Source organism: Streptomyces sp. NPDC091271 (assembly GCF_044757505.1).
GTDB lineage: Bacteria > Actinomycetota > Actinomycetes > Streptomycetales > Streptomycetaceae > Streptomyces.
Window position 1 is genome coordinate 596,923 of the sequence record NZ_JBIVVD010000002.1, and the last position, 22,793, is coordinate 619,715.

The 22,793-nt window shown below is 70.9% G+C and carries 14 protein-coding genes; 10 read left to right on the plus strand and 4 right to left on the minus strand.

Translation table 11 applies throughout. The features are described 5' to 3' along the window. Positions 1–192: 192 nt before the first annotated feature. Complete coding sequence (locus tag ACIQM3_RS10130; RefSeq protein WP_401621479.1) at positions 193–2,373, plus strand: discoidin domain-containing protein; 2,181 nt, start codon at positions 193–195, stop codon at positions 2,371–2,373. Positions 2,374–2,447: 74 nt separating this feature from the next. On the opposite strand, the gene ACIQM3_RS10135 is transcribed toward ACIQM3_RS10130, so the two are convergent. Both ACIQM3_RS10135 and ACIQM3_RS10140 read right to left on the minus strand, forming a co-directional pair. Then, the gene (locus tag ACIQM3_RS10135) at positions 2,448–4,070 is read right to left on the minus strand and encodes an FAD-dependent monooxygenase (RefSeq protein WP_401622399.1); all 1,623 of its coding nucleotides are present in this window, start codon (positions 4,068–4,070) and stop codon (positions 2,448–2,450) included. A gap of 121 nt (positions 4,071–4,191) precedes the next feature. Then, positions 4,192–6,882 carry a cellulose binding domain-containing protein gene (locus ACIQM3_RS10140; RefSeq protein ID WP_401621482.1) on the minus strand — a complete coding sequence of 897 codons (2,691 nt, stop codon included), beginning with the start codon at positions 6,880–6,882 and terminating at the stop codon, positions 4,192–4,194. A gap of 755 nt (positions 6,883–7,637) precedes the next feature. On the opposite strand from ACIQM3_RS10140, the gene ACIQM3_RS10145 reads away from it, so the two are divergent. The 4 genes from ACIQM3_RS10145 to ACIQM3_RS10160 all read left to right on the plus strand — a co-directional run bounded on the left by ACIQM3_RS10145 (position 7,638) and on the right by ACIQM3_RS10160 (position 13,885). Beyond that, positions 7,638–7,865 (plus strand): type A2 lantipeptide, encoded by a 228-nt coding sequence (locus ACIQM3_RS10145; protein ID WP_104790783.1) that lies wholly within the window; start codon positions 7,638–7,640, stop codon positions 7,863–7,865. Positions 7,866–7,948: 83 nt separating this feature from the next. Next, a complete protein-coding gene (locus ACIQM3_RS10150; protein ID WP_401621484.1) occupies positions 7,949–8,755 on the plus strand; it encodes an HlyD family efflux transporter periplasmic adaptor subunit in 807 nt (268 codons plus the stop codon). After that, the gene (locus tag ACIQM3_RS10155; protein ID WP_401621487.1) at positions 8,752–11,025 is read left to right on the plus strand and encodes an NHLP family bacteriocin export ABC transporter peptidase/permease/ATPase subunit; all 2,274 of its coding nucleotides are present in this window, start codon (positions 8,752–8,754) and stop codon (positions 11,023–11,025) included. Before ACIQM3_RS10150 ends, ACIQM3_RS10155 begins: the two co-directional genes overlap by 4 nt. A 1-nt stretch (position 11,026) precedes the next feature. Next, entirely contained in the window at positions 11,027–13,885 is a 2,859-nt protein-coding gene (locus ACIQM3_RS10160; protein WP_401621489.1) for an NHLP bacteriocin export ABC transporter permease/ATPase subunit, read from the plus strand. Here ACIQM3_RS10160 and tkt read toward each other — a convergent pair. Then, complete coding sequence (gene tkt, locus ACIQM3_RS10165) at positions 13,882–16,062, minus strand: transketolase (protein ID WP_401621492.1); 2,181 nt, start codon at positions 16,060–16,062, stop codon at positions 13,882–13,884. The genes ACIQM3_RS10160 and tkt overlap by 4 nt on opposite strands. A gap of 206 nt (positions 16,063–16,268) precedes the next feature. Here tkt and ACIQM3_RS10170 point away from each other — a divergent pair, with 206 nt between their 5' ends. Both ACIQM3_RS10170 and ACIQM3_RS10175 read left to right on the plus strand, forming a co-directional pair. Further along, a complete protein-coding gene (locus ACIQM3_RS10170; RefSeq protein ID WP_401621495.1) occupies positions 16,269–16,952 on the plus strand; it encodes a TetR/AcrR family transcriptional regulator in 684 nt (227 codons plus the stop codon). A 49-nt stretch (positions 16,953–17,001) separates the two neighbouring features. Beyond that, complete coding sequence (locus tag ACIQM3_RS10175) at positions 17,002–18,144, plus strand: FAD-dependent oxidoreductase (protein WP_401621498.1); 1,143 nt, start codon at positions 17,002–17,004, stop codon at positions 18,142–18,144. A 37-nt stretch (positions 18,145–18,181) separates the two neighbouring features. Here the strand turns inward: ACIQM3_RS10175 and ACIQM3_RS10180 are convergent, their stop codons facing one another. After that, entirely contained in the window at positions 18,182–19,852 is a 1,671-nt protein-coding gene (locus tag ACIQM3_RS10180; protein ID WP_401621501.1) for an IclR family transcriptional regulator C-terminal domain-containing protein, read from the minus strand. Positions 19,853–19,979: 127 nt separating this feature from the next. Between ACIQM3_RS10180 and ACIQM3_RS10185 the strand changes: the two genes are divergently transcribed. The 3 genes from ACIQM3_RS10185 to ACIQM3_RS10195 are packed head-to-tail and all read left to right on the plus strand — an operon-like array spanning position 19,980 to position 22,608. After that, positions 19,980–20,750, plus strand: a complete 771-nt coding sequence (locus ACIQM3_RS10185) for a CoA transferase subunit A (RefSeq protein WP_393756627.1) — start codon at positions 19,980–19,982, stop codon at positions 20,748–20,750. Further along, complete coding sequence (locus tag ACIQM3_RS10190; protein WP_401621504.1) at positions 20,750–21,397, plus strand: CoA transferase subunit B; 648 nt, start codon at positions 20,750–20,752, stop codon at positions 21,395–21,397. The genes ACIQM3_RS10185 and ACIQM3_RS10190 overlap by 1 nt, the downstream gene beginning before the upstream one ends. Continuing rightward, complete coding sequence (locus ACIQM3_RS10195) at positions 21,394–22,608, plus strand: thiolase family protein (RefSeq protein ID WP_401621507.1); 1,215 nt, start codon at positions 21,394–21,396, stop codon at positions 22,606–22,608. The genes ACIQM3_RS10190 and ACIQM3_RS10195 overlap by 4 nt, the downstream gene beginning before the upstream one ends. Positions 22,609–22,793: the final 185 nt, after the last annotated feature.

Below are 22,793 nucleotides of genomic sequence, written 5' to 3' on the forward strand. Positions count from 1 at the left end.
CGAGGAGGGCGATCCGGAGGGGCCGTCACCGCGTCGCAATCATCAGTTCTTGTCGACAACAGGCCCTGGGATACCTGTTGTTGCACATCTCTTGACGCGTCCGTAACCAGGGTGGAGTATCTCGCACAGCCGGAGAGAGCGCTCTCTCCGGCTGTGCGTGTCGTGTACCCGCCCCACGACTCAGGAGACCCCATGTACGCACCTCCGAGCCTCCACAGACCCGCGTTCACACCACTCGGACGACGCAGCGGCGTGCTTGCCGTCATCGCCGGCCTCCTCCTCTCGCTCCTGGCCTTCGTCCCCCAGTCCCCCGCGAGCGCCGCACCCTCGCTGCTCTCCCAGGGGAAGACGGTCACCTCGTCCAGCCAGGAGAACGACGGCACCCCCGCCGCCGCCGCGGTGGACGGAAACAACGGAACACGCTGGTCGAGCGCGTTCTCCGACCCACAGTGGATCAAGGTCGACCTCGGTGCCGCCGCCTCGGTGAGCCAGATCGTGCTCCGCTGGGAGGCGGCCTACTCCACCGGCTACCGGATCGAGTTCTCCCCGGACAACAGCAGCTGGAGCACCGCATACTCCACCACCACCGGCCCCGGCGGCACGGAGACCCTGAACGTCTCCGGCACCGCTCGCTACGTCCGGCTCACCGGCACCGCCCGCGCCACCGGATACGGCCACTCCCTCTGGGAGTTCCAGGTGTTCGGCACGACCGGCGGGGGCGACCCGCAGATCCCCGGCGGCGGTGACCTCGGCCCCAACGTGCTGGTCTTCGACCCCTCGACCCCGGACATCCAGGGCAAGGTCGACACGATCTTCAAGCAGCAGGAGTCCGCGCAGTTCGGCACGGGCCGCTACGCGCTGATGTTCAAGCCGGGCACCTACAACAACATCAACGCGCAGATCGGGTTCTACACCCAGATCGCGGGTCTCGGCCTCAAGCCCGACGACACCACCTTCAACGGCGATGTCACCGTGGACGCCGGCTGGTTCAACGGCAACGCCACCCAGAACTTCTGGCGTTCGGCCGAGAACCTCGCCCTCAACCCGGTCAGCGGCACCAACCGCTGGGCCGTCTCCCAGGCCGCCCCCTTCCGCCGTATGCACGTCAAGGGCGGCCTCAACCTCGCCCCGAACGGCTACGGCTGGGCCAGCGGCGGCTACATCGCCGACAGCAAGATCGACGGCCAGGTCGGCCCCTACTCGCAGCAGCAGTGGTACACCCGCGACAGCTCCATCGGCAGCTGGGGCAACGGCGTCTGGAACATGACGTTCTCCGGCGTCGAGGGCGCCCCCGCCCAGAGCTTCCCCGAGCCGCCGTACACCACTTTGAACAACACCCCGGTCTCCCGCGAGAAGCCCTTCCTCTACCTCGACGGCAACGCCTACAAGGTATTCGTCCCCGCCAAGCGCACCAACGCGCGCGGCGTCTCGTGGAACGGCACCCCGCAGGGTGAGTCCATCCCGCTCAGCCAGTTCTACGTGGTCAAGCCGGGCGCGACCGCGCAGACGATCAACGCAGCCGTCCGCCAGGGTCTGCACCTGCTGTTCACCCCGGGCATCTACCACGTCAACGAGCCCATCGAGATCAACCGCGCGAACACCGTCGCCCTCGGCCTCGGCCTCGCCACGATCATCCCGGACAACGGGGTGACCGCGATCAAGGTCGGCGACGTCGACGGCGTCAAGCTCGCAGGACTCCTGGTCGACGCCGGTACGCAGAACTCCTCGGTCCTCGTCCAGGTCGGGCCGGAGGGCGCGGCGGCCGACCACTCGGCGAACCCGACCAGCCTCCAGGACGTCTTCGTCCGGGTCGGCGGCGCGGGCGCCGGCAAGGCGACCACCGGAATGGTGGTCAACAGCGACGACACGATCATCGACCACACCTGGCTGTGGCGCGCCGACCACGGCGACGGGGTCGGCTGGGAGACCAACCGCTCCGACTACGGCCTCCGGGTCAACGGCGACGACGTACTGGCCACCGGCCTGTTCGTCGAACACTTCAACAAGTACGACGTCCAGTGGTACGGCGAGAACGGGAAGACGATCTTCTTCCAGAACGAGAAGGCCTACGACGCCCCCAACCAGGCCGCCATCCAGAACGGCGACATCAAGGGCTACGCCGCCTACAAGGTGGCCGACACCGTCACCACCCACGAGGGCTGGGGCATGGGCAGCTACTGCTACTTCAACGTCGACCCGACCATCCGCCAGCAGCACGGCTTCCAGGCCCCGGTGAAACCCGGAGTCAAGTTCCACGACCTGCTCGTCGTCTCCCTCGGCGGCCAGGGACAGTACGACCACGTCATCAACAACACCGGATCCCCCACATCCGGTACGTCGACCATCCCCTCCCAGGTGGTCTCCTTTCCCTGAGCCGGGATGAGATGAGCGGAGTCGGCTCATCCGACGGCGCGGGGCCCGGCAGTCACTCCCTGCCGGGCCCCGCGTCATGTTCCGAGGAGGCCGGCGAGATGCGCGGCCAGTTCGGGTCCGTCCGCCGGGACCGAGCGCAGTCCGAGATAGCCGTCGGGCCGTACGAGGACCGCCTCGCCGCCCCGCGCGCCGTACACGCCCCGGAACTCGTCGAGGCTGTCGTGCACCACGGGCAGGCGCAGCGCGGGCGCGCTCGCCTTCGGGGCGAGCACCGCGCAGGCGTTCAGCGTGCCGTGCGCCGCCCGCGTGGCCGTGGCCGCCACGTCGTCGAACGTTGCCGCCTGGTCCTCGTGGTCGGCGTAGAGGATCAGGGTGTGCTCCCGTTCCCGCAGCAGGGTGAACAGCCGGACGGGGAAGGTTCCCAGGGCGTACAGGAGACCGCCGCAGTCGGGCGCGCGGTCACCCGGTGCCGGGCCGTCGTGTGCGGAGCCGTCCGGCCCCACGATCGCGCTGCCCCGGTAGCCGACGAGTAGCTGCGCCTCGCGGAGCATCGACGTCGCGGAATCCTCCGGGTCGGCCTGGATGCCGGTCCGCGCGTGGCGCAGTGTGCGCGCCACCACTTCCTCCCCGACCGGCCGGCGTTCGGCGTCGTAACTTTCGAGCAGCCCGGAACCGGCGTGGCCCCGAACCGCGGCGGCGAGTTTCCATGCCAGGTTGTAGGCGTCCTGGACCCCGGTGTTCATCCCCTGGGCGCCCGTGGGCGGGTGGATGTGCGCGGCGTCCCCGGCCACGAAGACCCGCCCCCTGCCGTACCGGCCGACGATCCGGTGGCTGACGCGGAACACCGAGGACCAGCGCCGCGAGGACGCGGTCGTGGGGCAGGGGGAGAGACGGTCGAGCACTGTCTGGATGTGTTCGATCCCTGGCACCGGGCCCTGTTCACCGCTCAGGCCGTGCGTGACGCCGTCCGCGTCCTTCCGCTCCGTACGGGACAGTTCTGGCGGGGTGGCCATCGACATCCGGTAGCGGTGGTCGCCGGGCAGCGGGATGCACACGAGGAGGTCGTCCGGGTGTCCGTCGACGACGTGCGAGGAGCGGATGGCGTATCCGGCCGGCAGGTCCCAGTCGACCTCGACGTCTCCCAGCATGTACTCCTCGGGAAGAGCCGCGCCTTCGAAGGACAGGCCCAGCCCCTTGCGTACGGTGCTGTGGGCGCCGTCGCAGCCCATGAGGTAGCGCGCGGTCAGTTCCTCGGTGCCTCCCGAGGACGCGGAGAGAACGACCCGTACCTCGTCGGAGTCCTGCTCGAAGGAGACGAGTTCGGTGCCGCGTTCGACGTCGCCTCCCCTGCGGTGGAGGAGTTCCTCCAGGAGCCGCTCGGTCTCGTACTGCGGGAGTGCAGCGAAGCCGTAGGGCACCTCCGGCGGCAGTTCGAGATCGATCCGCGGGCCTTGCTCACCGTTGACGTAGAGCAGTTGCCCCTTCAGCGGGACGGCTGTCTCCAGGGCCTCACGGACCACCCCCATCCGGTCCCAGATCTCCAGGGTCCGGGGCTGGACGCCCACGGCCCGGGCATAGGGAAGCCGTGCCGGGAGCCGGTCGACGATCCGGCACGACACTCCGCGGCGGCACAGCTCGGACGCGGCTGTCAGGCCGACGGGGCCCGCTCCTGCGACCAGCACATCGACGTCGGCCACGAGTGCCTCCCAGGGCGAGGTGCGTTCACTCCAATGCAGCACGCCATGGGCGGTATGTCCATTTGGCAGCCCGCTGGGCCGGTGCGGGTGTGCCCTGCTCCCCGCACCGGCCCCCGGGACGTCAGCCGACGGTGCAGGCCTCACCGCCCAGCGTGAACGCGTCCGGCTCGGTGCTGCCGCCCGGTGACGTGCCGGTGAAGCCGAAGCCGGCCGAGGAACCGGGCGCCACCTTGCCGTTCCAGCCGACGTTCGTCACGGTCACCTTCGCCCCGTCCTGCTGGTGGGAGGCGTTCCACATCTGGGTGACCTTCTGGCCGCCCGGGAAGGACCAGCCCAGCTGCCAGCCGTCGTAGGCCGTGCTGCCGGTGTTGGCGACCGTCACCTCGGCCTGGAAGCCGCCGGACCACTGGTTGGTGACCTTGTACGTCACCGAGCAGTTGGCATCCGTCGGCGGATCGGTCGGGTCCGGGTCCGTGCCTCCGCCGCCGGTGTCGGAGGACTCGCCGACCTGGATGCCCCGGCCGTTCGTGGAGACGTACACCCGGCCGTAGACCCGGGGGTCGCCGGTGATGGCCGCGCCGGTCCAGGCCCACTGGTGCGCGTCGTCGTTGATCCGCGTCCAGTTGGCGCCCGCGTCCGTGGACCGGAAGACGCCGCGCACCCCGCCGATCTTCGCGCTGACGAAGACGGTCTGGTAGGAGGCCCCGGATGCCGCCTTGCCGAAGCCGACGCTGTCGGCCTGCTCCACCCCGGAGAACTCGGTGAAGCTCGCGCCGGAGTCGGTGGAGCGCCAGAGCCCGTACGTGCCCGTGGCGGCGCCGCCCGCGAGCCAGATGTCGCCCTCCGTGCCGGGCAACGCCTTGAAGCGGACGTTGCCCTCGGCCGGGAGGCCGGTCGCCTTCGCGGTGAACGTGGCGCCGCCGTCGGTCGACACGTAGAAGGTGCCTGCCTTGAACCCGTAGAACTTCTCCGGGTTCTCACGGTCCGACTCCACCGTCGCCCCCGCCGGGATTCCGGTCGAGGCGGTCCAGGAGTTGCCGTAACCGGTCGTGTGGTGGACGGCCGCGCGGTCCGGGCTCCAGACGAATCCGCTGCCGTCGGCCGCGGCGGCGACCGTGCCTCCGCCGGTGACACCGGAGGGCTCGGAGCCCTGGAACCAGTTGGCACCGTTGTCGGTGGAGAAGCCGATGTGCGGAGCGGCGTCGGCGTTGCCGACCCGCACGACGGTGCCGGGGGACTTCTCCGCGAAGTCCAGGCTGGTGGTCGAGTCCAGGTTCGGCGAGGTGAACATCATGGCGGGCACCGCGTCGAGGTCGGTGTGCCGGAAGCCCCCGATGTCACCGAGCGCGCTCAGCAGCGGCGCACCGGAGGGCGGGCTGGCCAGGTCGTTGACGGCTGTCTCCTCCAGCCCTTTCACCATCGGCGTGATCGTGAATCGGCCGCCGGAGTCCCAGGACGTGAGGTCCTCGGTACCGTAGACCGTGGCGCCCGTGCCGTACATCATGCGGTCGGAGTCGAAGGGGTCGATCTCCAGGGACTCGGTCATCCAGCCCAGTTTGGGCGCGGTCTCCGGCGGTGAGGGGTTCGCGCCCCAGCTGAGCCAGGGCACCGAGGAGACGTCCAGGGTGTACCGGTTCGAACGGTTGGGGTAGCTGGTGTAGTCCCATGCCTGTGTCCACGTCGCGCCGCTGTCCGTGGAGCGGAAGATCTGGGTGTCGGGCCACCACGAACTGTAGGCGGTTGCCATCAGGGTCCCTGGCTTCTGCCGGTCGACGGAGAGGCCGCTGAAGCCGTAGTAGGTGTCGGCCTCCGCGACGGGGCTGACGTCCGTCCAGGCGCCGGACTCCGTGTCGTACCGCCAGATCTGTCCCTTGCCGCCGTCGTACGGGCCACCCGTGTCACTCAGCGTCAGGTAGAGATAGCCCGTCGAGGAGTCGAGTACGCCCTTGTGCGCGAGGTACCCGGTCGGCTGGCCGGCGATCCTGGACCAGGTGGAGCCGCCGTCCGTGGAGCGGTAGACGGTGTTCTCCTTGTCGGCGACCCCGACGTAGATGTCCTGGGTGGTGCTGCCCACGCTGCCGGAGCGTTCGTCGAAGGTCACCCACACGATGCCCTGGTTGTCGTTGCCGTACCCACTGGTGTCCGTGGGGTCCTGCGCGTAGTTGCCGGGGTTCGGGAAGGCGGTCACCTCCGACCACGTGACGCCCGAGTCGGTGGACCGCCAGAGCCCCTTGCCGCTGGGGGCGCCGAGGTAGAGCACCGAGTTCTTGTTCGGGTCGACCGCGAGCCGCTCCCCCATCCCGCGCCCCGGCATGTTGCCGCCGAGCTTGAAGGGCAGCGTGGCCGCCTTCCAGGAGGCGCCCCGGTCCGAGGAGCGCAGGACGGCCCCGTTCGTCGGGTCCCAGTCGTTGGTGTACGTGCCCACGGCGGCGTACACGTTGTCGGGCTCGGCCGCGTCGGAGGCGAGGCCCACCACCCCGGACCAGCCCCACCGGTCCCAGTCCACCCAGTCCAGAAGGGGTGTCCACTGCTTGCCCGCCTGGTCCCAGCGGTAGGCGCCGCCGATGTCGGTGCGCGCGTAGGCGAGGTTCTTCTCGGACCGGTTGAAGACGATGCCCGGCACGAAGCCGCCGCCGTCGATCCGTGCGTTCTTCCATCTGTATGTGTCCGCGGCGACGGACACCTCCGACGCTTCGGCCGCGGCGGTCCCTTCGTCCGAGCGTGCCACGGCCGGGGTTCCGGTGACCGATAACCCGGCGGTGAGGGCAAGTGCCGCCAGTAGGGCGGCGATTGGTCTGGCGCTCAAGCGCACGGAAACGTCCTCTCCGAGCTGGACCGCCGCTCAGCGACGGTACGGGGCTGACACAGAGATGGGAGCGCTCCCATAAGGCATCCCGATCGTAGCGCCGCCTATCGCCCTGGAGAAGGGTGGTGCGGACGTTTCATCGGACGAATCAGACCCGCCCCACCCGTCCGGCCTCGCGAGTACCCGCACCTCACCCATGACGCCCGGAAAGGGTGACACACCTTCTCCACACATCCGGAGACGGCGTGACGCGGTGAACACTCGAACGCGGAAAACGCTTCATAAGTGCGCCATTCATTCATACGCGGGACCCAGAGAAAAGAGAGCCGTGTTCAGCTTTCACAATCGCGTGAATACCGATACCTTCCGAACTTCGCGCGGATGCCCTGGTGACCGGCACCAGGAATTGGAAGGGCACCGGATCGGAGAAACCTGCACACGGCATGCGCACACCGATCACGCGACCTGGCACGGAATGCCAGGTCCAGACCGGGGCAGGGGGCGGTTAGGGCGGGAGTGCCCCAGTTGGGGGGCGTGAAGTTGCGGCGTCACAGAATTCATCCGGTGAAGCTCGTGAAGGATTCGCCGTCATGGAATGAACACTTCTGCACGTAAGTCGATTCCAGCGGGCCGATAACCACAGATCCGCCGCAGTTCGATTGGCTGTACGAGGCACAGGCGTGCTTTGATCCTGGCCCATACGGAGGCCGCACCACGGGTTTCCGTAGATAGGCAATTTCCACACGAAGGGCAGCGCTCACATGAACTACACCCCCCAGGTCGAGACCGCCGAGATCTCCGACAGCGACCTCGACAACGTCTCGGGCGGCCTCGTCGGCGGCGTGCTCGGCAACGTCACGGGCACCGTTGAGGGCATCGTCCCGGTCGCCGGCGTCGTCGGCTCGGTCACCGGTCTCGTCGAGTCCGCCACCGGCGTGAACACGGGCGCGGTCACCGGCCTGGCCACCGGCCTCACCGCCGGTCTCTGAGACACGGCAGTACCCCGCCGAGCCCCGGAACCCGTTGGTTCCGGGGCTCGGTGCCGACCGCTGACAGGTGAGGGAAGAGTTCCGTGCAGTTCCGCCAACAGGCCCTTTCCAAGCTGCAGTCGCCCGAACAGCTCGACCTTCCGGTGCGCTTCGCCCGCCCGCAGGGCCTGCTCGTCCTCTGCGTCACCGTCGTCGTGATGGCCGCCGCCTGCTTCTGGGCCGTGACGGGCTCAGTCGCCAGCACCCTCGATGCCCCCGGCATCCTCACGCACTCCCGCGGCAGTTACATCCTGCAGAGCCCCGTCGCCGGTCAGATCACCGAGGTGCTCGCCGACGAGGGCGAGACCTTGCCCCGGAACTCTCCCCTGCTCAAGGTCCGTACGGCGCAGGGTGAACGCGTGGTCCGCACGATCGACGCGGGCCGGCTCACCTCGGTGACGGCCACGATCGGCGCCGTGGTCACCACCGGCGCGGACGTGGCGAGCGTCGAACGGATCGACGGCGCCGACGACCCGCTGGTCGTCCTGCTCTACGCATCCGGCAGCAGTGCCGCCTCCGTCCCGGTGGGCGCCTCCGTCGACCTCACCGTCCAGTCCGTGCCCGCCCAGCAGTACGGGGTGCTGCGCGGCGAGGTGGCCGCGGTCGGCAGGGCCGCGCAGACACAGCAGCAGATCACCCGCTTCCTCGGCGACGCCCAGCTCGGCGAGCAGTTCTCCCGGCACGGGCGGCCGTTGGCGGTCCTGGTGAAGATCGAGCCCTCGGACTCCACGAAGTCCGGCTACCGGTGGTCCTCGGTTGACGGCCCTCCGTACGCGATCGGCTCCATGACCCTGGCCACCGGCTCCGTCCGTCTCGCCGACCAGCGCCCGATCGATTGGCTGCTCCCGTGACCGCACCGCATCCGTCCCCCACCGCCCAGCAACTGCCGCCGCCCAGCCGTGGCAGGCACCGCCCGGAGGGGGCCCCGGGCAGTCGGCGGCGGTCGCGTCCGGCGCCGAAGCCCGGGCGGACGAAGACCGTGCACACCCCCACCGTGCTCCAGATGGAAGCGCTGGAGTGCGGTGCGGCCTCACTGGCGATGGTGCTCGGCCACTACGGCCGCCATGTGCCGCTGGAGGAGCTGCGGATCGCCTGCGGCGTCTCGCGTGACGGCTCGCGCGCCAGCAACGTGCTCAAGGCCGCCCGCAGTTACGGTCTCCAGGCCAAGGGCATGCAGATGGAGCCCGCGGCCCTCGCGGAGGTCCGGGCACCCGCCATCCTGTTCTGGGAGTTCAACCACTACGTCGTGTACGACGGCGTGGGACGCCGTCTCGGACGGCGGGGCGTGTACATCAACGACCCCGACAAGGGGCGCCGGTTCGTGCCCGCCGAGGATTTCGACACCAGCTTCACCGGGGTCGTCCTGGTCCTCGAACCCGGCGAGGGCTTCGAGCGCGGCGGACGGAAGCCCGGCGTCATGGCCGCGCTGCCGGCCCGGCTGCGCGGCACGACGGGCACGATGCTGGTCGCCCTGCTCGCCAGCCTGCTGCTGGTGGCGGTCGGGGCGACGCTCCCGGCCCTGAGCCGTACCTATATCGACATGTTCATGATTGGCGAGCAGACCTCGCTGCTGGGCGTGCTGTTCGCCGCGATGGGCACCATGGTCGCCCTCACCGTCGTACTGACATGGCTGCAACAGGCGAATCTGCTGCGTGGGCGCGTCATCGCGTCCACGCTCGGCAGCGCGCGCTTCTTCCGGCATCTGCTCCGGCTGCCTGTCACCTTCTTCTCGCAGCGCAGCCCGGCCGATCTCGTCCAGCGCCTCCAGTCGAACGACGCCGTGGCCGAGACCCTCGCCCGGGACCTCACCGCGGCGGGCGTGGACGGCATCGTCGTCCTCCTCTACGCGTTCCTGCTCTGGACCTACGACCCCCAGCTGACCGTGATCGGGGTGGGGATCGCGCTGCTCAACGTGGTCGCCATGCGCATCGTCGTACGGATGCGGGCCGTCGGGACGCAGAAGCTGCGGGCCGACAGCGCGCGGCTGACGAACACCTCGTACACCGGCCTCCAGCTGATCGAGACGATGAAGGCCACGGGGGGCGAGAACGGGTACTTCCGCCGGTGGGCCGGGCAGCACGCGACGACGCTGGAGGAGCAGCAGCGCCTCGGGGTGCCCAGCGCCTGGCTGGGCATCGTCGCCCCCGCCCTCGCGACGCTCAACAGCGCGCTGATCCTGTGGATCGGCGGACTGCGGGCCGTCGAGGGACACATCTCGATCGGTCTGCTCGTCGCCTTCCAGGCCCTGGTGACCCGTTTCACCGCGCCGGTCACCCGACTCAACGGGGTGGCCGGCAGGGTCCAGGACTTCGCGGCCGACGTGGCCCGGCTCAAGGACGTCGAGAACTTCCCCGTCGACCCGCTGTACTCCCGCCGTGAGCCGGCCGCGAGCACCCGCCGCCTCAAGGGCCATGTGACGCTGGAGGACATCACCTTCGGCTACAGCCCGCTCGACAAGCCGCTGCTCACCGATTTCTCGCTCTCCGTGGGACCCGGGCAGCAGGTGGCGCTCGTCGGCGGTTCGGGCAGCGGCAAATCGACGGTCTCGCGGCTCATCTCGGGTCTCTACAGCCCCTGGGAGGGCACGATCCGCATCGACGGGCAGCGTCTGGAGGACATCCCCCGGGGCGCGCTCGCCGCGTCCGTGTCCTTCGTCGACCAGGACGTCTTCCTCTTCGAGGGGACGGTCCGGGACAACGTGGCGCTGTGGGACCCCTCGGTCCCGGACGAGGCCGTGGCCGAAGCACTCAGGGACGCCGCCCTGTACGACGTCGTCGCCCGCCGCCCCCGCGGCATCCACAGCCGGGTGGAGCAGGACGGCCGGAACTTCTCCGGCGGGCAGCGTCAGCGCCTGGAGATCGCCCGGGCGCTCGTGCGCCGCCCCAGCATCCTGGTGCTGGACGAGGTGACCAGCGCGCTGGACGCCGAGACGGAACGGGTCATCATCGACAACCTGCGGCGGCGCGGCTGTGCCTGTGTGGTGATCGCGCACCGGCTCAGCACCGTCCGCGACAGCGACGAGATCGTGGTCCTGGACCACGGGACCGTCGTGGAGCGCGGCCGGCACGAGAACCTGGTGGCCGCCGGGGGCCCGTACGCCGATCTGGTCAGGGAGCACTGACATGGCATCCGTACACCCTCTCGCGGGCACGGAGGCCCCCGGGCAGGACCCGGTCATCGGAGCTCTGGGAGCTCTCGGCGAGCCGGTCGACTGCGCCGGGCTGCGGAGTCTGTCGCTGGAAGGCCCCCAGGTGCTGTGGCTCGTCGTGGGCGGCGCCCTCGACCTGTTCGCCGTGGACGCGGTGGAGCAGGGGCACTGGCACTTCCTGGGCCGGCTCGAACCGGGAACGCTCGTGCTGGGTCCGGTCGAGGGCCCGCAGCACACCCTGGTCGGGCGGCCGCTCCAGGAGTGCGTGCTGCGCCGGATCCCGCTGCGTGAGCTGTACCGGCCGGAGTACGCCGACCATGGGGCGTACGAGGCGCAGTACCGCAGCCGTTACGACACCGGGGACGCGACGCTGAGCCTGCTGGAGCACGCCTTCTCGCTCGGCGTGGGCCGGAGCCAGCGGGTGCTGTTCGAGGCCCCGCTGGACGGACGGACCACCTTCGACGAGGCGGTGGGCGACGACGACATCCTGTGGCTTCCGGTGTCCCCCGGCAGTGTGCAGTACGGCGCCGCGTTCAGCGCCGAGGCGGCGGGTGACCTGCTCGTCGACCCGGCGATGTGGCAGGGGATGGTCAATCAGCAGTACCGCCTGCTGTCGGCGCTGGACCGCTGGATCGAACAGCTGGAGCGCGCGCACGAGGACCGGACCGCGGCGGGCATGAAGGCGGGCGAGGCCGTCCGCAAGGAGGCCGACCAGGCGCTGCTGACGTCGATCGGCCGGTCCCGGAGGGGCTCCTCGCCTGCGACGGGGGCCTCGGACGACGCGGTGTACGCTGCCTGCCGCCTGGTCGCGCGGGATTCCGGGATCGTCCTCGGTGAGCCGACGACGGGCGGGGCGGTGAGCGACCGGATCGACCCGGTGGAGCGGGTCGCGGTCGCCTCGCGTGTCCGCACCCGGGCGGTACGGCTCGACGGACGCTGGTGGCGGGAGAACTCCGGGCCGCTGGTGGGCCGTCGGGCCGCGTCCGGAGCACCGGTCGCCCTGCTCTGGCGCCGTGGCCGCTACGAGGCGGTCAACCCGCTGACGGGGCGGCGCAGCCGGGTCGACAGCTCCTGCGCGCAGGAGTTCGACGAGCGAGCCGTGATGTTCTACCGGCCGCTGCCGGAACAGCCCTTGAGCAAGAGGCAGCTGCTGCGGTTCGGCCTGTTCGGCACCCGGGGCGACCTGCGGAGACTGGTGCTGGCGGGGCTGGTGACGGTGGCGCTGGGTGCGCTGGTGCCGATCGCGACCGGCAAGGTGCTCGGCGTGTACGTGCCCAACGCGCAGAACGCCCTCATCGTGCAGGTGTCGCTGGCCGTCATCATCTCCGGTGTGGTCTCGGCGGCCTTCATGCTGCTGCAGAACCTCACGATCCTGCGGATGGAGGGGCGGATCGAGAGCACGCTCCAGCCCGCGGTCTGGGACCGGCTGCTGCGGCTGCCGACGAAGTTCTTCACCGAGCGCTCCACGGGCGAACTGGCGAGCGCGGCGTTGGGGGTGAGCTCCATCCGCAGGGTGCTGTCCGGCACCGGTCCGGTCGTGGTGCAGGCGGGCACGCTCGGGGCGATGAATCTGGGCCTGCTGCTCTGGTTCAGTGTGCCGCTGGCGCTCACCGCCGTCGCGATGCTGGTGGTCATCGCCGGGGTGTTCCTCACCATGGGCATGTGGGAGCTCCGTTGGCAGCGCCGTCTGGTCGTGCTGGGCAACAAGCTCAACAACCAGGCGTTCCAGACGCTGCGAGGGCTGCCCAAGCTGCGGGTCGCGGCGGCCGAGAGCTTCGCGTACGGGGCGTGGGCGGCGGAGTTCGCCCGCAGCCGCGAGCTGCAGAAGCGGGCGGGCCGGATCAAGAATCTGACGACGGTCCTGAACGCGGTCTATCTGCCCCTGTGTTCACTCGTCATCTTCGTCCTGCTGGCGGGCCCGGCCCGCGGATCACTCACGGCCGCCGAGTTCCTGACCTTCAACACGTCCGTGACGATGCTGCTGACGGCCGTCACCCAGCTCACCGGGGCCTTCGTGTCCGCCGCCGCCGTGCTGCCGATGTTCGAGCAGATCAAGCCTGTGCTCGACGAGGCACCCGAGGTACGCGGCGCCAGCACCCAGCCGGGCGCGCTGTCCGGGGAGATCGAGGCCAGGGGTGTCTCCTTCCGCTACTCCGACGACGGCCCCGTCGTCCTCGACGACGTGTCGCTGACCGTGCGCCCGGGCGAGTTCGTCGCGGTCGTCGGCCCGAGCGGATGCGGCAAGTCGACCCTGCTGAGGCTGCTCATCGGCTTCGACAAGCCGGTCTCGGGCAGCGTCCTGTACGACGGCCAGGACCTGACGGCGCTCGACCAGGCGGCGGTGCGCCGTCAGTGCGGGGTGGTCCTGCAGAACGCCCAGCCGCTGTCCGGGTCGATCCTGGACTGCATCTGCGGCGCGGAGGTCTTCACCCAGGAGGAGGCGTGGGAGGCCGCGGCGATGGCGGGGCTGGCCGAGGACATCAAGCGGATGCCTATGGGGCTGCAGACGATGATCTCCGGCGGCGGCTCGATCTCCGGGGGGCAGCGCCAACGGCTGATGATCGCCCAGGCGCTCGTCCGGCGCCCCCGCATCCTGTTCTTCGACGAGGCGACCAGCGCGCTGGACAACGAGACCCAGCGCACCGTGATCGAGAGCACCAGGTCCCTGCGGGCCACCCGTGTGGTGATCGCGCACCGGTTGTCCACGGTCATGGACGCCGACCGCGTGATCGTCATGGCGGACGGCCGTGTCGTCCAGGAGGGGCCGCCCGCCGAGCTCCTCGCGGACACGGACGGGCAGCTCCATGAACTGGTGCGGCGTCAGATGAGCTAGTGGCGGCGCCCGCCCGGCACGGGGGGCTCCACCGCGTCGCGGATGCTGGCGCGCGCCGCCGCGGCGACGGCCTCGGCGGTGATGCCGAACTCGTCGTACAGCCGCTGGTAGTCGGCGGAGGCGCCGTAGTGCTCCAGGCTGACGATCCGGCCGGCGTCGCCGACCACCTCGCGCCACCCCTGGCCGACGGCCGCCTCGACACTGACGCGTGCGCGCACGTCCGGTGGCAGCACCTCGTCCTGGTAGGCCAGCGGCTGCTCGGCGAACCACTCGCGGCAGGGCATCGAGACCACGCGGACGGCCAGCCCTTCGTCCACCAGCAGTGTGCGGGCGTCGAGGGCGATCTGGACCTCCGACCCCGTCGCCACCAGGATGACGTCGGGGGCGGATTCGGCGGCCTCCACCAGGACGTAGGCGCCGCGAGCCGCTCCCTCGGCGGGCGCGTGGACGCCGTCGGTGCGGTCGAGTACCGGAAGGTTCTGCCGGGTCAGGACGAGACCGGCGGGGCGGTCGGTGTGCTCCAGGATCGTCCGCCAGCAGGTGGTGGTTTCGTTGGCGTCTCCGGGGCGTACGACGTCGAGTCCGGGGATCGCGCGCAGGGCGGCCAGGTGTTCGACCGGCTGATGGGTGGGACCGTCCTCGCCCAGGCCGATCGAGTCGTGGGTCCACACATAGGTGGCGGGAAGCTTCATCAGGGCGCCGAGGCGGACCGCCGGGCGCATGTAGTCGCTGAACGTGAGGAACGTGCCCCCGTACGGGCGCGTCAGGCTCTGCAGCGCGATGCCGTTGAGAACGGCGCCCATGGCGTGCTCGCGGATGCCGAAGTGCAGGGTCCGCCCGTAGGGGCCTCCCGAGAACTCGTCGGTCTGCCGGTCGGCGGGGATGAAGGAGGGCTCGCCGTCCATCGTGGTGTTGTTGCTGCCCGCGAGGTCCGCGGAGCCGCCCCACAGCTCGGGCAGGACCGGTGCGAGCGCGGTGAGCACCTTGCCGGACGCCTTGCGGGTGGCCATGCCCTTGGGGTCGGCCGGGAAGTCCGGCAGGGCGTCGGTCCAGCCGTCCGGGAGCTCCTGCTCACGCAGCCGGTCCAGCAGGGCCGCCCGCTCCGGACTGGCGATCCGCCAGTCCTCGTAGGCCCGCTCCCAGCGCTGCCGGGCGTCCCCGCCCCGCTCCCCCACGGCCCGGGTGTGGGCGAGGACCTCGTCCTCCATGGGGAAGTACACCTCGGGGTCGAAGCCGAGGAGCCGCTTGGTGCCGGCGACCTCGTCGTCCCCCAGGGCCGCCCCGTGCGCCTTGCCGGTGTTCTTCTTCGTCGGCGCGGGCCATCCGATGATCGTCCGCAGCATGATCAGTGAGGGCCGGGACCGCTCCGCCTTCGCCTCCTCGATCGCGGTGAGCAGAGCGTCGACGTCCTCGACGTAGTCGCCGGTGCGGGTCCAGTCCACGGTCTGCACGTGCCAGCCGTACGCGGCGAAGCGGGCGGGGACGTCCTCGCTGAACGAGATGTCCGTGTCGTCCTCGATGGAGATGTGGTTGGAGTCGTAGAAGGTGATGAGGTTGCCCAGTTGCTGATGTCCGGCCAGCGACGCGGCCTCGGAGGCGACGCCCTCCATCATGTCGCCGTCCGACGCCAGCACGTAGACGTGGTGGTCGAACGGGCTGGTGCCCGGTGCGGCGTCCGGGTCGAGCAGGCCCCGCTCCCGGCGTGCGGCCATCGCCATCCCGACGGAGGCGCCCATGCCCTGCCCCAGCGGACCCGTGGTGATCTCGACTCCGCGGGTGTGCCGGTACTCCGGGTGGCCGGGGGTCGCCGACCCCCAGGTCCGCAGGGCCTTCAGGTCCTCCATCTCCAGGCCGTAGCCGGCCAGGTAGAGCTGGATGTACAGGGTGAGGCTGGTGTGGCCGCACGAGAGGACGAAGCGGTCCCTGCCCAGCCACTGGTCGTCGGCGGGGTCGTGCCGCATGACCTGCTGGAAGAGCAGGTAGGCGAGCGGGGCCAGGCTCATCGCCGTACCGGGGTGGCCGTTGCCTGTCTTCTGGACGGCGTCGGCGGCGAGCACCCGTACGGTGTCCACCGCACGCAGGTCCACGTCGCTCCACCCCGCGCGCTCGGCCAGTGGCCGGGCGAGGCCGGGGTCTCGTGATGCCGTGAGGCCGGAAGAGGATCGCTCGGGCGCCATGGTGTTGTCTCCCTCGGACGTCGCTTCTCGGTACGACGGGGCCGGTCGGTGCGGCTCGCCACCTTTCGCATCCTCTGTTTTCTCGCCGCCCTCCGCACCCGGAGTGGCGGCGGGAACAGGCCCCGCCGACCGGTCGCCTACCCTCTGCGGCCCCCGACAGACACGACGAACTTGTTCGTGACGAACATGTTCGTTACCGTTGAGGAGTGACCCCGCGATCCCCGGAGCCCCGAAGCCGCCGCGAGCGGCCGGCCAAGCCCGCCCTCACCCACGAAACCATCGTCGCTGCCGCCGTCCGGCTCATGGCGGCCGAAGGGTTGCAGCGCGTCACCATGCGCCGGCTGGCCCAGGAGCTCGACACCGGGCCCGCGTCGCTGTACGTGTACGTCGCCGGCACGGCGGAACTGCACGCCGCGATCCTCGAGGAGCTTCTCGGCGAGGTCGACCTCACTCCGGCCGTCGGCGACGGCGACTGGCGTGACCGGCTGGCACAGGTACTCCTGTCGTACACCCGTGTGCTGTTCGACCACCCCGGCCTCGCCCATTCCGCTCTGCTCGCCCGGCCCGCCGGGCCGCACTACCTGGCACTCGTCGAGACGGTCCTCGCGATCCTGCACCAGGGCGACGTACCCGACGCGCAGGCGGCCTGGGGAGTGGACGTACTCCTCCAGGTGGCCACCGCCACCGCGGCCGAGCAGTCCGGTCGCGCGGGCGATCCCGACGCCGAGGCCGAGCACGACGCGCTCGTCGAGACCTTGCGGCAGGCATCTCCCCGGACCCATCCACGTATCGCCGCGCTCGGCAGCGATCTCGCCTCCGGCACCCCGCGGCAGCGGCTGGCCTGGATCTTCCGTGCGGTCGTCAACGGCACGGCCGGCACACCCCGCTGAGCCCGCCAGGAGCTCCTGTACCCGTACGAAGGAAAGTGAAGGCACCGCCATGAACACCACCCCGCACCACCCCATGACCATCGTCGGCGCCGGCATCGGCGGCCTCGTCCTCGCCAGGGTTCTTCACGTTCACGGCATCGAGGCCGCCGTCTTCGACCTGGACGCGGATCGGCATGCCCGAACCCAGGGCGGCATGCTCGACATCCACGGGGAGACCGGCCAGGCGGCGCTGCGCGCCGCGGGACTGTACGAGGAGTTCCGGGCCCGGGTGCATCCTGGCGGCGAGGCCGTGCGCGTGGTCGACAAGCAGGGCCGCGTGATGTTCGACCACAAGGACGACGGCAACGGCGACCGGCCCGAGATCGACCGGGGTGATCTGCGCGATCTCCTGCTCGACTCGCTCCCCGGGGGCACCGTCCGCTGGGGCGCCAAGATCATGGGCGCCGAGCCGCTCGGTGACGGGCGCCACGCGGTGACCCTCGCCGACGGCACGACATTCACCACCGGCCTGCTCATCGGGGCGGACGGCGCCTGGTCGAGGATCCGGCCGCTGCTGTCCGGGGACCGGCCCGCGTACACCGGCATCTCCTTCGTCGAGCTCGACCTCCACGACGCCGATGCCCGCCACCCCGAGTGCGCCGAGCTGATCGGGGGCGGGATGTTCTTCGGCCTCGGCGAGAACAAGGGGTTCCTCGCCCACCGCGAGACGGACGGAAGTCTGCACGTCTACGTCGCGCTGCGTGCAGCCGAGGACTGGCTGTCCACCGTCGACTTCACCGACATCGCGGCCTCGAAGGCCACGCTGCTGACGCACTTCGCCACCTGGTCGCCCGGCCTGCGCAGGCTGATCACCGAGGCGGACGGCCCGCTGACCCCCCGGCTCATCCACGCGCTGCCCACCGGGCACCGCTGGCAGCGCGTTCCCGGTGTCACCCTGCTCGGCGACGCCGCGCACCTGATGTCCCCGTTCGCGGGTGAGGGCGCCAACCTCGCCATGATCGACGGCGCCGACCTGGGGCAGGCCGTCGCCGCACACCAGGGGGACACCGAGGCCGCGCTGTCGGCCTACGAGGCGGTCCTGTTCGCCCGGAGTGAGCAGACCGCTCTGGAGTCCGCGCGGGGCCAGGAGACCCTGTTCGACGACCGGGCACCACAGCTGCTCATCGACATGTTCACCTCTCACGCGGCATAAGCACACGGGCGGGGCGGGGCCGGGCCACCGGCACCGGCTACAGCACCGCCACGTCCGCGAAGCGGGCCGCGGTGTGCAGTTCGGCCTCGATGTCCCCCGCGGTGCGGCGCAGTTCGGGCAGCACCTGATCCAGGCATTCGCCGATCGTCCGGCTGCTGCTGTGCATGGCGACGTTGATGGACGCGACCGCCGCGCCCGCCCGGTCCCGTACGGGTACGGCGATCGAGCGCAGGCCCGCCTCCAGTTCCTCGTCGACCAGGGCGTACCCCTCCGTGCTCACGCGCTCCAGCGCGGCTTCGAGTTCGGTGCGGTGGGTGAGGGTGTGGGGCGCCAGGCGGCGCAGCTCCGCGTGGTCGAGGAGCGGCCCGAGCTCGTCCGCGGGCAGGCCGGCCAGCAGGGCGCGGCCCAGCGAGGTGGCGTAGGCCGGGAAGCGTGTGCCGACGGTGATGTCGACGTTCATGATGCGATGGGTGGCGGCGCGCGCCACGTACTGCACGGAGTCGTCGACGAGGACGGCGAGGGACGCGGAATCCTGGATCCGTCCCGCCAGCGCGGCGAGGTGCGGATCGGCGATCCGCGCCAGGGTCGTGCGGGAGAGCGGTGCGTAGCCGAGTGCCAGGACGCGTGGTGTCAGCCGGTGGTCCCGGCCGTCGGCCGTGACGTATCCGAGGTGTTCGAGGGTGATCAGGGCGCGGCGGGCGGAGGCGCGAGAGAGACCGGTCGCGCGTGCGACGGCGCTGAGGGTCAGGGCGGCGCCGTCCTCCCCGAAGGCGGTGATGACCGTCAGGCCCCGGGCGAGGGACTCGATGAACTCCCGGCCGAGCTCCTGCTTCGAGGCCGCGGTCCAGGAGGCGAGGGCCCCTGGGACCGGGGCCGGGGCGGGGCTCGCGGAGGGCTCGTCACGCAGTCGGTGCTCCATCGCCGAGGCGGCGTCGAGCAGTCCGGGCAGAAGGTCCTCGCGGAGGCCCCGCACGGTGTGCCTGCTGGTGTGGCTGACCACACTGAGCGCGCACGCGAACCCTCCGGCGTGGTCCCGTACGGGCACGGCGAGGGCGAGGAGGCCGGGTTCGATCAGCTGATCGTCCACCGCCCAGCCGTCCGCGTGCGCCGCCTCCACCCGCCCTTCGAACAGGTCGTCCGCCGGCCGGGGCCCCGGAGGCAGGGACGGGAAGTCCGCCCCGTCCGGGTCCGAAGCCCGGCGCTCCCGCCAGGCCCGCCACTCCTCCGCTCCCCATCGGGTGGCGAACAGCGTGCCCGGGGCGGTGCGTTCGGCCGGCAGCAGGTCACCGATGCGGAAGCGCAGGGACATCGCGCGCCGACGGGTGGCCTGGTGCACGAAGCGGATGCCTCCGCCGTCGGGCACGGCGAGGGAGACGGACTCGTCGAGTTCCTCCGCGAGGGCGTCCACCCGGCCGCCGAGGAGGGCGGGAAGGCGGATCGAGGAGAGGTAGGCGTTGCCGAGCTCCATCAGGCGGGGCGCGAGGGTGACGACCTTGCCGTCGAGGCGGACGTATCCCGTGCGTGCGAGCGTGAGCGTGATCCGGTCGACGGTCGAGCGGGCCAGCCCGGTGGCGCGCTCCAGATCACTGAGGCCGAGGGAGCCGTCGGCGTCGGTCAGCCGGCGCAGGACGGCTATGCCGCGCATCAGCGGGGCCACTGCCTCCGCGGGCGTCTCCTCACCCGGCCGTGACGTGCCGGTCGGTGCCATTCTCTCCTCCGTCGGGTGGGGGCGGCAGGTGCCGGGACCGTTGACAGAGCTCCGGCCCTGGCGGCAGACTCACACCATCATAGTGAAGGAAACTTCACTATGCGAACACTATTGGATGGACGGTCCCATGGACAAGGTGGTCGCGTCAGCGGCGCTGGCCGTCGCCGACGTGCCGGACGGCGCTTCGGTGGCGGTGGGAGGCTTCGGTCTCAGCGGTGTGCCGAACGTGTTGATCGACGCTCTGTACGCGAGCGGCGTCAGCGGGCTCGGTGTCGTGTCCAACAACTGCGGGGCGATGGACTCGGGGCTCGCGGTGCTGCTCTCCGCGGGCCGGATCACCCGGGTGACCGGCTCGTACATCGGCGGGAACAAGGAGTTCGCCCGGCAGTACCTCGGGGGTGAGCTGGAGCTCGAGCTGATCCCCCAGGGCACGCTCGCCGAGCGCCTCCGGGCGGGCGGGGCGGGGATACCCGCGTTCTACACCCCCGCCGGCGTGGGCACTCAGGTCGCCGACGGCGGGCTCCCCTGGCGCTACGACGGCGACGGCGGAGTGGCCGTGGCCTCGCCGGCCAAGGAGGTACGCGACTTCGACGGCACCGAGTACGTCCTGGAGCACAGCATCCGCACCGACTTCGCCCTCGTCAGGGCGGCGAAGGGCGACCGGCACGGCAATCTGGTCTTCAACAAGTCCGCGCGCAACTTCAACCCGCTCGCCGCCATGGCCGGCCGCATCACCGTCGCGGAGGTCGAGGAGCTGGTCGAACCGGGCGAGATCGACCCGGACCACGTGCACCTGCCCGGCATCTTCGTGCAGCGGGTGGTCGCGCTGACACCCGAGCAGGCCGTGGACAAGAAGGTCGAGAAGCGGACGATCACGGAGCGGGGGGCACAGGGCTGATGGCCTGGAACCGGAACGAGATGGCCGCCAGGGCGGCCGCGGAGCTGCGCGACGGCGAGTACGTCAACCTCGGCATCGGACTGCCGACGCTGATCCCGAACCACCTGCCCGAGGACGTGCACGTCGTCCTGGAGTCCGAGAACGGCATCCTGGGCACGGGCGCCTTCCCGTACGACGAGGATGTCGACCCCGATCTGATCAACGCGGGCAAGGAGACGGTGACCGTGCGTCCCGGCGCCTCGTTCTTCGACTCGGCGCTCTCCTTCGGCATGATCCGGGGCGGTCACATCGACGCCGCCGTCCTCGGGGCCATGGAGGTCTCGGCCCGGGGCGACCTCGCCAACTGGGCGGTGCCGGGGAAGATGGTGACCGGCATCGGCGGAGCGATGGACCTCGTGCACGGCGCCCGCCGCGTCATCGTGACCATGACGCACACCTCCAAGGACGGCAGCCCGAAGATCGTCGAGGAGTGCACCCTGCCACTGACCGGCAAGGCGTGCGTCCACCGCATCATCACGGATCTCGCCGTGCTCGACGTCACCGACGACGGCCTGGTCCTGGTGGAGACCGCACCCGGGGTGACCGCCGCCGAGGTCCTGGAGAGGACGGCCGCCCCGCTCCTCGTTCCCGAAAGGATCGTCTCATGAGCTTCCGCCCCCGCGACGTGTACATCGTCGACGCCGTCCGCACCCCGATCGGCAGGTACAACGGCGCACTGGCGCAGGTACGGCCCGACGACCTCGCGGCCCACACCATCCGCGCGCTGCTCGAGCGCACCCCGGAGCTCGACCCGTCGCGCATCGGTGACGTGGTGCTCGGTAACGCCAACGGCGCGGGTGAGGAGAACCGCAACGTCGGCAGGATGGCAGCGCTCCTCGCGGGTCTGCCGGTCTCCGTCCCCGGCGTGACCGTCAACCGGCTCTGCGCCTCCGGCCTCGAAGCCGTCGTGCACGCTGCCCGTGCGGTGGCGCTCGGCGACCACTCGCTCGTCGTGGCCGGAGGCGTCGAGTCGATGACGCGCGCCCCGTACGTCCTGCCCAAGAGCGACCGCGCTTTCCCCGCCGGGCACCCCGAGATGTACTCGACCACCCTGGGCTGGCGCATGGTCAACCCCCGGATGGATCCGCAGTGGACGGTGCCGCTCGGCGAGAGCGCCGAGCTGATCGCCGACAAGCACTCCCTCACCCGGGAACAGCAGGACGAGTTCGCCCTCGCCTCCCACAGGAAGGCGTCGGCGGCACGGGCGGCGGGGCTGTTCGACGGGGAGATCGCGCCCCTGACCATCGCTCGCCGGAAGGGCGATCCGCTCGTCGTCGACCGGGACGAGTGCATCAGGGACGACGCCTCTCTGGAGGCCATGGCCAAGCTCCGCCCGTCCTTCCGTACGGAAGGCGGCACCGTCACCGCGGGCAACTCCTCCCCGCTGAACGACGGCGCGGCGGCCCTGCTGCTGGCGGACGAGGAAGGTCTGCGCGCCACCGGCCGCGAACCGCTGGCCCGGATCACGGCCTCCGCGGTGTCGGCCAACGAACCGCACTACTTCGGGCTCGCCCCCGTCGAGGCCGTGAACAGGGCGCTGGAACGGGCGGGCAGGAGCTTCGCCGACCTGGCGGCTCTCGAACTCAACGAGGCGTTCGCCGCCCAGGTCCTGGGCTGCGTCGCCGAGTGGCCCGACCTCGACCCGTCCGTGCTCAACCCTCGTGGTGGAGCGATCGCGATCGGCCACCCTCTCGGCGCGTCGGGAGCCCGCCTCGCCGGGTCCGTCGCGCACCAGCTCAGGGCCGCCGGATCTGGGACCGGCGTGGCGACGCTCTGCATCGGCGTGGGCCAGGGCTCCGCGCTGGTGCTGGAGAGGTAGCCCGGGGCTGCGGGGGCGGGCTCCTCCCGAGCGGCGGAACGGGCGTGCCGGATGAATGATGGACGGCATGACCTCCCAGACCGTGATTCCGGCGGCGGACACGATGCCGCCCGTGCGGCTGCCGCCGCCGGGCGGTCCGGAAGGCGTGAGGACGGCGAGCACGGGCGGAGAGGCCCGCCCGGGGA